At 68.6% G+C, this 8396-nt stretch carries 7 protein-coding genes; 3 read left to right on the top strand and 4 right to left on the bottom strand.

Annotated features, from left to right (window positions below; genetic code table 11):
- The first annotated feature begins 7 nt into the window (after positions 1–7).
- The 3 genes from ABH927_RS03210 (at position 8) to ABH927_RS03200 (ending at position 1557) form a co-directional block, all read left to right on the top strand.
- Positions 8–208, top strand: coding sequence for an MbtH family protein (locus ABH927_RS03210; RefSeq protein WP_370017919.1), 201 nt, complete (start codon positions 8–10; stop codon positions 206–208).
- Positions 209–457: 249 nt separating this feature from the next.
- A complete protein-coding gene (locus ABH927_RS03205) occupies positions 458–1396 on the top strand; it encodes a hypothetical protein (RefSeq protein WP_370017918.1) in 939 nt (312 codons plus the stop codon).
- A 23-nt stretch (positions 1397–1419) separates the two neighbouring features.
- Positions 1420–1557, top strand: a complete 138-nt coding sequence (locus ABH927_RS03200; protein WP_370017917.1) for a hypothetical protein — start codon at positions 1420–1422, stop codon at positions 1555–1557.
- Positions 1558–1681: 124 nt separating this feature from the next.
- On the opposite strand, the gene ABH927_RS03195 is transcribed toward ABH927_RS03200, so the two are convergent.
- From ABH927_RS03195 to ABH927_RS03180, 4 genes are all read right to left on the bottom strand, one after another.
- Entirely contained in the window at positions 1682–2110 is a 429-nt protein-coding gene (locus tag ABH927_RS03195) for a hypothetical protein (protein WP_370017916.1), read from the bottom strand.
- Positions 2111–2442: 332 nt separating this feature from the next.
- The gene (locus ABH927_RS03190) at positions 2443–3612 is read right to left on the bottom strand and encodes a hypothetical protein (RefSeq protein WP_370017915.1); all 1170 of its coding nucleotides are present in this window, start codon (positions 3610–3612) and stop codon (positions 2443–2445) included.
- The gene (locus ABH927_RS03185; RefSeq protein WP_370017914.1) at positions 3609–6590 is read right to left on the bottom strand and encodes a DEAD/DEAH box helicase; all 2982 of its coding nucleotides are present in this window, start codon (positions 6588–6590) and stop codon (positions 3609–3611) included. Before ABH927_RS03185 ends, ABH927_RS03190 begins: the two co-directional genes overlap by 4 nt.
- Positions 6587–8062: a hypothetical protein gene (locus tag ABH927_RS03180; RefSeq protein ID WP_370017913.1), complete on the bottom strand. Its 1476-nt coding sequence runs from the start codon at positions 8060–8062 to the stop codon at positions 6587–6589. The genes ABH927_RS03185 and ABH927_RS03180 overlap by 4 nt, the downstream gene beginning before the upstream one ends.
- Positions 8063–8396 lie beyond the last annotated feature (334 nt).

The raw sequence follows: 8396 nt of genomic DNA, 5'->3' as shown, positions 1-8396 counted from the left end.
CCGCACCATGAATGACGACGCCCGTTACGAAGTTCTGCGCAACGACGAAGACCAGTACTCGCTGTGGCTGGCAGGCCATGAGATTCCGGCGGGCTGGCAGCGCGTGGGCAAGGAGGGCACCAAGGAGGAGTGCTCGGACTACGTCGACCAGGTGTGGACCGACATGCGCCCGCTGAGCCTCCGCGAGCGAATGGACACCCCGGCGTAGTAACGCCCGGTAGAAGACCACGTAGCGGGCCCCCTCGCGGGCCGCTACGAGTGGCGACGACCTGACCGGCATCCCTCGCGGGCCGCTCCGCGCTGTAATGAGGAGAGGTCCGCGAGCAAGGGGGGCCGATCGCCGAGATGGTCGGGCCTGTCGGCGGGCTGACACGCACCCTGCGCCGTGGGGCCGCCTGCCCGGGGTATTTTCGAGAAGAACTTTCACTCATCGGGGATGAGGCTGTAGATAGATCACATGCCACAGCCGGTGTTCGATCCCACGCTAAGCGACGATGAACTGCTTGTTTTGCAGGAAAACCCCGAGTCGCTGCATCCGGCGTCCGGGTTACGGCCTGCGGCCAGGTTCGGCGGACGGACCGGGAAGGACCTCCTCTTCTGTTTGTGGCTGGCGCCGCTATGGACGTTCGTGCCGGGTCTGATTGGCTTCTACTTCGGCAAGCGGGGCCGCGTGGCGGGCCTTGTCGTGCAGGGCGCGCTGATCTCCCTCCTTGTGTGGAAACCGGCCGGGCTGTGGCTCCTCACCGGTGGTCTGCCGGTCGTCTACGGCTTACTTGTGAGCTTCTGCGGCGACGGCAGAGCAGGACGGCTGGCGCGACAGCACCATGGGCGTTATGTCAGGCCCGACGATCTCGACAAGGCTTCTGCGGCGTTGTTGCAGCGCGCGCAGACGGCGAGAGCGACCGTGTTGGAGTCGGCCGTCAACAGCGAGGGGCTGCTGGACGACGTCCGCAACAAGGTGACTCTGCCCCAGCAGGAATGGGAGATCGCACAGACGCTCGCCCAGATCAGCAGGCTGAAGGGCGAGCAGGCGGCCGCGCTCGCCGTCCGTCGCAACGAGCAGATCGCCGAGTTGCTCAAGCCACAGGTCCGGGCGCTCAACCTGGCCACCGAATCCGTGACCAGGCGAATCGAGGCGTTGGAGAAGTACGCGGCACAGGTTCGGGCCGCCGACGAGGCGCTGGCGCAGTGGAAGACCATGCGGCGCCTTGCCGCCAGCACCGATGCCTACCAGGAACTACTCGCACGGACGGTCCGGGACGAGTTGGCCGTCGTAGAGCTCGCCGGGCTCACCGAGCAGGCCCGTCAGGTCGAGGAGGCGTTGCGCGCCAGCGTCGACAAGGCGCGTCGAGCGGGTCTCGTGCTGGTTCCCGGCGGTCTGGCGGAGGTCGGCTGATGGGCACCCGTCACGATTCCCCTGTGAACGCCGTCCGCGCCACCACGCTGTCGCGTGGCGGTGAGGCCCTGTTCGGACGCGTCCCCGTCTGGCTGAACGCTCTGGGCGGATCTCTCCTGCTGATCGTGCCGTCCGTGCTGGGTTTCGTCCTGCGCGCGTGACCATTCGCTCTCTGCCGGCGGGGAGGGCGACGGCTCCACGACGACTTCACCGGGTCCTGGCGCTCGACAACGGGAGCCGATGCCGTTCATCGTGCCGTTCCAGCGACCCGCAGCGACCAGATGATCAGTTCGGTCCGAGTGCGTCGCTGAGCTGCAGGCCGACCGCGTACCACCACAACACGAGCAGCCCCGCCACGCCGAGCGTCCCGACGGCCGCCCGCCACGGCTTGATCCCGGAGTTACGCAGGATCTGCCCGCCATACGGGTCGAACAGCCGGGACATGTAGAGACGTCCGAAGAGCCCAACTGCGAACTGATTGGGACCGGCGGTCGCGCCGATCACCAATTGGCCACAGGCCCAGACGACCCCTACGGCTAGCTGACCGACGACCACAATGCCGACCGCCAGTTGCCCGAGCGCGATCACACCCCGCGCCAGCTGGCCGACGGCGATCACACCGGTCGCGACCGGCCCGATCGCGATCACGCCTGTGGCGTTCACCCCGATGGCGACGATCCCGACCGGCGCGGTCCCGAAGGCTACGATCTTCATAGCGGGAGCATAGGCGGATACAGCCTGTTTTATCGGTGAATCGTACGGCCCCACCGGATGGCCCAGGCTACTTGATGGCGCTTGACGATCTGCCCGCCGTACCGACCGTCGGCAAGGGCGGCGACGCAGGCGAGCAGGCTGGGTCGCGCGGGCTCCGGAAGGGTTCGGTGGCCGGAGTAGGTGTTCAGCACGTCGAGGTAGTCCTTCGTGGTGTGAACTCCTCGAAGAACCCGGCCGGATAACCGGGCCGGGCCCGGTCGTAGAGGGCCGCGTCCTCCGTAAACGTACGGCGAAGCCTCAGCCGTCCGTCGTCGTCCAGCATGGCCGTCCTTTCAGTCGAGGGCGTCGAGATGGGCCAGTTCGTTGTGCATCCCGTTCTTTTCGGCGTAGGGGCGCAGCGACGCGATCGTCGGCGCGGCCACCTCCAGTTGCCACGCGAGCATTGTCATCCGGTCGGTGAGGTCGGCCTGGGTTCTGACCTCACGCTGCCGGCTCATGCGGAGCGACCGTTCCTGTACGGCACGCTGTCGCAGCTCTCGGTCCTCACACCAGAGTTGCAGGAAGTGGTTGTCGCGCAGTTGGAAGGAGCCCAGCCGGCTGAGAGGGAGCTTCGGTGGGCCGCTGAAGGCCGCCTTGCCGAGAACGGCTCGCCAGACTCCATGGGGAAGTTCCTGGAGCACACCGTGTCCCAGCCCGCTTTCCGCCAGCCATGCCGTCCACAGTTGCCGAGGATCGACGCGGCGTTCGGCCTCTATCCGCGCGTGAATATCCGGCACATCGCGACAGACCCCTTCCAGGAAGGTGTCCCGTTCGCCGCTGACCGCCGTGTACGCGAGCAGTGACCGATCGGCGGTCTCGATGATGTACGCCGGGAGGTAGGCGTCCTGAGGCTTGAGGTCACGGATCGCCTGGAGCCTCCGGGGAAGGTTGTATTCCGTACGGTCGGGCCGGGATGCGAGATCGGTGATCATCCGTGGCTGGAATGCCATAGGGGCGAAGAGCGGCCGGAAGCGGGTCCGGTCGACGACCTGGTCTTCGCCGACCTCCGGTGTGGTGAGGACCGCGATCGACCCGTCGTAGTGACGTCTCGGCAACGGCCGGCCGGTGAAGCGCTCGATGAGGAGCTTCTGCCGGCTCTCCTTCGCGACATAGCGGACGTCCGCCCGCATGGATCGCATGCCCAGCTCGGTCAGGCGAATCCTCTCCCCGTCGGCGGTGATGTGCCCGATGACGGTGAGGAAGGCCAGGCAGCGATCGACCAGTGAACGATGCAGGCCGAAGAACCGGCTCAGCTCGGCCGCGCTGTCGATGCCGCCTTCGGCGACGGCGCGGGTGAGGAACCGGTCGATGACCTCGTAGGCCTGCTCATCCTGCACATCGGCGGTGATCTCGACCTGCCACAGCGGCCACAGGACGGCGAACAGACGAGCGGGACGGACCCCGGAGACCGTGACCGCGTGCTCGACCGCTCGCCGGGCGGGATAGATGACACGGCCGGTCATGCCTGCCCACTCTCCAGCCGATCCAAGGACGCGGTCACCGCGAGGGACGGTCGCCGGTCGCCGGAGTGGGCCAGGTGGTCGAGCAGCCGCACCATCAACGTGGAGAATCCCTTGTCGCGTGCGCCGGCCAGGGTGGCGGTGTCCCCCACCAGAACCAGCTGACGCCGGGCGCGGGAAACGGCGACGTTCAGCCGTCGCAGCTCGTTGAGGAACCCGATCCTGCCGTTGTCGTTGCTACGGGTGAAGCCGTACACGATCAGGTCGCGTTCCCCTCCCTGGAACGAGTCGACCGTGCCGATGTTGTCGGCGACCTCGGAGGCGCTGCCCAATGCTGATGCGAGCTCGGCTCGGATCAGATCGGCCTGCGCCCGGTACGGCACGATGACGGCCCAGTCCTTGTAGGAGGGGGCGACGAGCGCGACTAGGCGGACGATGAGGCGAGCCTCGGCGGGGTTCACGTAGCCGGGCCGGTCGCCGTCCTCGTTCTTGCCGCCTCTGCGCTCGCGCCGAGCCGAGGGGGGCAGGTCGGAGGTGTCGATCATGGCGAGGGGCCGCGTGAAGACGGGGTCCCCGCCCCCTCCGGGGTGGTCGGTACGGAGAATCCCGCCGTAGAAGGCGTTGGACACGAAGTCGCCGATCTCGCGGGGCATCCGCCGCTGCACGGTGAGCATGACCTGGTGATCGCCGGGGAGCGAGCCGTAGAGGCGTTCGAAGGCGCTGCGGCGGAGAACGTCCCCCACCTCCTCGACGGCCGCGGGCGTCATGGAGCCGTCGCGGCCCAGGCCGTCCGCCCAGTCCCGGACCTCTTCGTCGAGGTAGGGCGGCAGTTGGTGGTGATCGCCCACCAGGATCGCCCGCTTGGCCCGGACGAGCGGGACCAGCAGGTTGGGCGTCGAAATCTGCCCGGCCTCGTCCACGATCGCCAGGTCGAAGTCCAGTTCGGCGAGGATGGCCGAGGTCGCGGTCCCGATGCAGGTGGCGGCGACCACATCGGCGTATCGGACCAGCTCGCGCTGCAGGTCCCGCTCCGCGTCGCCGATGCGGGCGCGCCAGTCGGCCAGGAGCCGAGCCCGCCGTTCGAGCAGACCGGTCGCCTGCGCGAGCTCCCGGCTCAGCCGCTCCCACCCGTCCAGATCATCCGGAGTCCCTTCGCCGACCGGCAGGAACGCCCCCACCATGGAGCGGAGGATCACGACGGCTTTCCCGGCGTCGGAGAGCGCCCGGTCCCGGGTTTCCCGTACGTGGTCCTCGGCGGCGGTGAGGCCGGCGGCTTCCGCGTCCATGGCGATCAGCCTCTGCGCCTCCTCCTGCACCTGACCGTATGCCGCCTCGCCGTGGCTCAGTGCTGTACGGGCGGCGCCTAGTGAGATCTCCGTCGCCTGGAGCTTGCGTAGCCGCCGAGCAGCCAGCCATTGGAAGAGGAAGGCGAGCGGGCCCGAGGCGGCGCGGGCCTGACTGGTCGCATGGCGCTTCCGGAGGACCTGCGATGCGGCTTCCAGCTCGCCCACGGTGGCGCGCGCTGTGGTCAGGGCCCTTCCAGTGTCGGCGATCCGCCTCGCGACCGGCGTGATCGCCCGCTTGATCGCCGCGTCCAGAGCACTCCTGATGCGCTGCGCCTCCTGCTCTGCCGCGCGCGCGTCGTCGAGCGACGACTGCAGATGGGACAGGTGCCGTCCGGCGATATCGCCGTCGCCAGAGGAGCCAGAGGAGCCAGAGGAGCCAGAGGAGCCGGAGAAGACGGACAGGCGCGATGCCATGCCCTCCGTCGACGCCAGAATCTCTCGCTGGACCTCGACCGCATGGGCCTCCACCATGAGACTCCGGGCGTGATCGGTCATCTTGTCCTCGTTGCCCACCCGGATGGCGAGGATGTCGCTAGGAAGCTGCTTCAGCACGTTGTCGACGGCCTGGTTGGTGTGCGACGTGACCAGCACTCGCTGCCTGCCGCTGCAGGCTGCGACGATCTCGCTGATGGTCCGGGTCTTGCCGGTGCCGGGCGGTCCCAGGATGAGCAGCAGATCGGGTACGGCCACGGCCCGCTGGAAGGCCTCCAGTTGCCGGCTGGCCTTGTCGAGGGGCCGGCGTGGGCGGAGCGTCTCGTCGGGCCGGAAGGGGAAGACCCGGCGGTCGATCAACTGGTCGAGCAGGTGGTGGTTGACCGTAAGGCGCTCACGCAGCGCCTCGACGGCCTCGGCCTGCGCGCGGAAAATTCGATCACTCGGCATCGCCATGAGCGCGCCCACGGGCGGGATCCGCCCGAAGTCCACGGTCTTCTCAAAGCGGATCGTGACATGCCTGCCCTTGACCCGCACCACCCTGCCCCTCAGGTCCGGCTGGTCGGCCAGATAGAGGATGGCCCCGTCGGCCAGCTCCGCGGGCCGTACCAGCTCGAATGAGTAGACGCCGTGTGCGGTGTGGCGCTGCTCCCGGGCGCTGTCCTTGTTGCGGTAGTGCAGGGGGTCGGCCGAGTGCTGCCGGGCGATCTCGATGTCCCGGCTGGCGTCGATGACCTGGCGCATCAGGTCGAGATGCGCGATGTGATGGGGCGGAAGAGGCGAAGGAGGCGACTGCGGCCGGCTCACGTCCGCCCAGGCCCGCTGCAGCAGCGGCCAATGCGAGACCATCGTCCCCGGCCGGATGTCCCGCACGTGGTGGAACGCGTACCACCCGGCGGGGCAGTGGAGAAGCAGGGCGCCTCCCAGGAGCCGCTCCTCGTCCCTGAAGGTGCGGGGGGCCGCGCTGCCCAGCCGGTAGGCATCCCCCATCTTGGTCAGGAACAGCCAGGCGACGTGCCTCCCGGTGTAGACCACCAGGCGGTTGTCGTCGATCCGTGCCGGTAAGGCGCCGGATCGGACGAGGCGGTCGATCTCTTCGACCAGCTGAAGCGGACGCGTGCCGCTCTGCGCGAGCTTGTCGTAGACCTTCTGGGAGGGGATCAGGGCCACCGGGCCGGGGAGGGACAGCGGAATCGTCGTCACGACCGGCCTCCCTGCGACAGCACGCGGCGCCCCCGCCTCAGGCCGCCGGCCAACGCGCGGACGCTGTGGGGACGTCGCCGGGGGTCGGGATCCAGGGCACGCAGCAGCAGGTCCTCCAGGAAGTCGGGAAACATGGGTACGGCGGCGCGCAGCGGGAGCGTGGCACCGGGCGTCGGCGGGTGGCCCGTCAGCGTGTGGTGAACGATCGCGGCGATCTGGTACACGTCGGTCCGGGGGCCGGGACCAGGGCCGCCGGGTCCGATTCGACGCTGTTCGGGGGCCTGGTAGGGACCGCGCCCCTCACCGTGCTCCGGGCCGATGGCGGACAGCCCGGCATCCCGGAACGCCGCCTCGTGCCTACCGTCGCGCAGGACGATCGTGTCCGGGCTCAGAGTGCGATGGCTGTGCCCACGCTGATGGAGTTCGCCCAGCAGGTCGCACACCGTGGCGGCGGCTGAGAGTGCCGCGGCGGCGGCCAGCCGGTCCAAGGGGATCGGCGTGCCGTACGGCTCGGCAGGGGGGCCGAACACCTCGCGCCAGGCCGGACCTCTGGGCTGCACCGTGGCCACCACGACGCCGTCCCGCTCGCCGTACACGGCGGAGACCCTGGGGAGATCCGGCAGGCCCTTCAGGTCCGTGAGCAGCCGCGTCTGGGCGTGAAGCCATCCGTGGCGTTCGGCCGCGTGCGGCGTGTTCCGCAGAACGCGGATCTGGCGGAGCCGGACCCGCTCTCGGTCACGGCTCAGCCGGTCGGCGGTCGCCTCCCGCCACACCCACGAGCGGTCACCGCCGTAGGTCTCCGTGACGCCGTCGTGGAGGAGGTAGTCGTCCGGAACGCCGTCGTCACCGCGCCAGCTCAGCACCAGTCCGGTCCGCCATGGCTCATCGGGAGATGTCGGCAGCGGCAGGGGCACCGGCGGGGCGTCCGGCCGCTCGACCGGCCGGGGCCAGTCGTAATAGTCGGCGCGCACATGCCGCGCCTCCGGTAAGGAAAGGAGACGGCGCAGCTCGGTCTCGTCCCACAGTTCGATGCGGATCTTCGTGTCCGCTTCTTGCGCCGACTTCCAACGCTGCCACCATCGGAGTGACGGCGGATCCATGCTGCGAGGAATGCACAGCACCCAGCGGTCGATCCGATAACCCTCTCGACCGGCATGCTTCAGGGCGGATTCGAAGGACTTCCGGACATCCTGGTGCTGGCGGCCGGTGAAACCATTTATGTAGTACTTCGCCTGCCAGATGTTCACATGGCCGTTGAGGTCACCCACCAGGATGTCGATGCCCCAGTCGCCGGGATTGGCCTCGACCGCATAGGTCTGAACGCCGATCACTGCTCGCACGAGGAGACCGAGCATCTGCTCGAACTCCTCCCTGGCGCCTGCGACTCCCCGACGCTGGCGGTGGGCCAGAAAGTCGATCGGGGCGCGCCCGATCCCGAACGGTCCGTCGTTCCCGTCGTTCCCATAGGTCATCTGCCCTGCCCCCATGGGACAGGGGCGCCTGGCGAAGTCTGATTCCTGGCGTGACGCGGGGCGGACGTGCCCGCCCGCCGGCCTCCCGAACCGGCTCCCTCGCGTCCCGTGGCGGGGCAGCCGTTGGGGTTCGCCGGCTGAAACTCGGGATGTCTGAAGAGTTGACCGAGCCTGTACGCCATATCGCCAAGAATGGCATATCGCCATGGCGCTCGTGGACCGACGAACGTCATTCGGTTTCTCGGCGTTGTACGGCGCCGCGAGAGAGAAATGGCGAGGAGCGGGCCCAGTCTCGACTGCGCCATCGTTGGGCCTGAATTCTTCGCAATATGTC

Source organism: Planotetraspora sp. GP83, from assembly GCF_041262585.1.
Lineage (GTDB): Bacteria > Actinomycetota > Actinomycetes > Streptosporangiales > Streptosporangiaceae > JAOEGB01.
Note: the sequence above shows the minus strand (reverse complement) of the source record. Positions and strands in the feature narration are given on the sequence as shown.

Bases quoted from the DNA above. Each gene is read 5' to 3' on its own strand.
- ABH927_RS03210 (WP_370017919.1), top strand. From the start codon at position 8: ATGAATGACGACGCCCGTTACGAAGTTCTGCGCAACGACGAAGACCAG.
- ABH927_RS03205 (WP_370017918.1), top strand. From the start codon at position 458: ATGCCACAGCCGGTGTTCGATCCCACGCTAAGCGACGATGAACTGCTT.
- ABH927_RS03195 (WP_370017916.1), bottom strand. From the start codon at position 2,110: ATGAAGATCGTAGCCTTCGGGACCGCGCCGGTCGGGATCGTCGCCATC.
- ABH927_RS03190 (WP_370017915.1), bottom strand. From the start codon at position 3,612: ATGACCGGCCGTGTCATCTATCCCGCCCGGCGAGCGGTCGAGCACGCG.
- ABH927_RS03180 (WP_370017913.1), bottom strand. From the start codon at position 8,062: ATGACCTATGGGAACGACGGGAACGACGGACCGTTCGGGATCGGGCGC.